This is a genomic window from Streptomyces sp. NPDC104309, from assembly GCF_055584025.1.
The window spans coordinates 1-1137 of record NZ_JBVJMV010000152.1; the positions used below are offsets into that span (position 1 = coordinate 1).

The 1137-nt window shown below is 65.3% G+C and carries 1 protein-coding gene; it reads left to right on the forward strand.

Annotation, left to right across the window (positions count from 1 at the left end; all coding sequences use genetic code 11):
- The first annotated feature begins 163 nt into the window (after positions 1-163).
- On the forward strand, positions 164-961 hold the full coding sequence (locus tag ACZ68L_RS46950) for a site-specific integrase (protein WP_469591063.1): 798 nt from the start codon (positions 164-166) through the stop codon (positions 959-961).
- Positions 962-1137 lie beyond the last annotated feature (176 nt).

Below are 1137 nucleotides of genomic sequence, written 5' to 3' on the forward strand. Positions count from 1 at the left end.
CTGCCTGAGGGGCCGGGCTGGTGGTACGAGCCCAAATTCGACGGTTCTCCAGACACTTGAAGTTGTCTCATCCGAGTGACATCGCGGCATCTCCCAGCACAGCCCCGACCGGCGCCGGAAGACTGCACGTTGCCAGAGTGGTGACGCATGCCTGTGGGGTCACGTGCAGCTGTTCTTCACCGACCAGCGGAAGGTCTGGAAGGTCGGCCAGGTCGCTGGGCTGAGTCGTGCAGAGCTGTCGGCTCTGTTCGCGCGACGTCTGGTGCCCGCCGGTACGCCGATCTTGCTGGATGAGGCGATGCGGCCCGTCGAGCCGGTGTCGTCGTGGTTCCGGTCGCTGGCACTGGAACGCAAGGACGCGAAGACGATGCGGTCGTACGCGTACTCCGTACTGATGCTGCTGCACTTCCTGCTGGCCCGGGAGGCGGATCTGCAGTCAGCCACGGAGACAGACCTTCGGGAGTTTCGTCTGTGGCGGCAGGACGGGGCGGAGGATGTCGTCGGTGACGCCGCATGGGACCGGGACTGGGCCGCCATCGAGTCTCTCTACAGGTATCTGATCCGATTCGGTGTCGTCGTCCGGCAGCCCTGGCGGTCGACACCGCAGCGTTCCAACCTCGCCAGCAGAATCCGCCCTGACCTGCGCGTCCGGCACATGGAGCTCGACCAGTATCTCTACCTGAGGGACGTCGGATTCGGGGGACTGGCTCCGGACGCCGGGCTGGATGTCTCGTTCCGGGGCTGGCGGCCCCACCGAAACCGCGCGGCCTGCGAACTGGCGCTGATGACGGGGATGCGGATCCAGGAGTGGTCCACGCTGCTCCTGCCCGAACTCGGTCTGGTGGATGGCCAGCGGCCGGCGTTCACGGACGTCGAGTTGAAGGCTTGCGCCAAGTTCGGCCGGCCGCGCTCGGTCTATGTCGCGCCGGACCCGATGGAACTAACAGCCATAGGCAAATGACGACACTGCCAGTCGCAAGGAGCAAGGGTTCTCGCCTTCCGGGCGCCGATGGTTCGTGCTGACAGTCTGCTGACCAGCGGGGTACGACCGCCAGTGCAAGCCGAGCCAATGACTTGGCGGTAAGAGAGGCAGCTCAGCCGCCGGTGTCTCATGAGACATCGCGAAGTCTGGAGAAC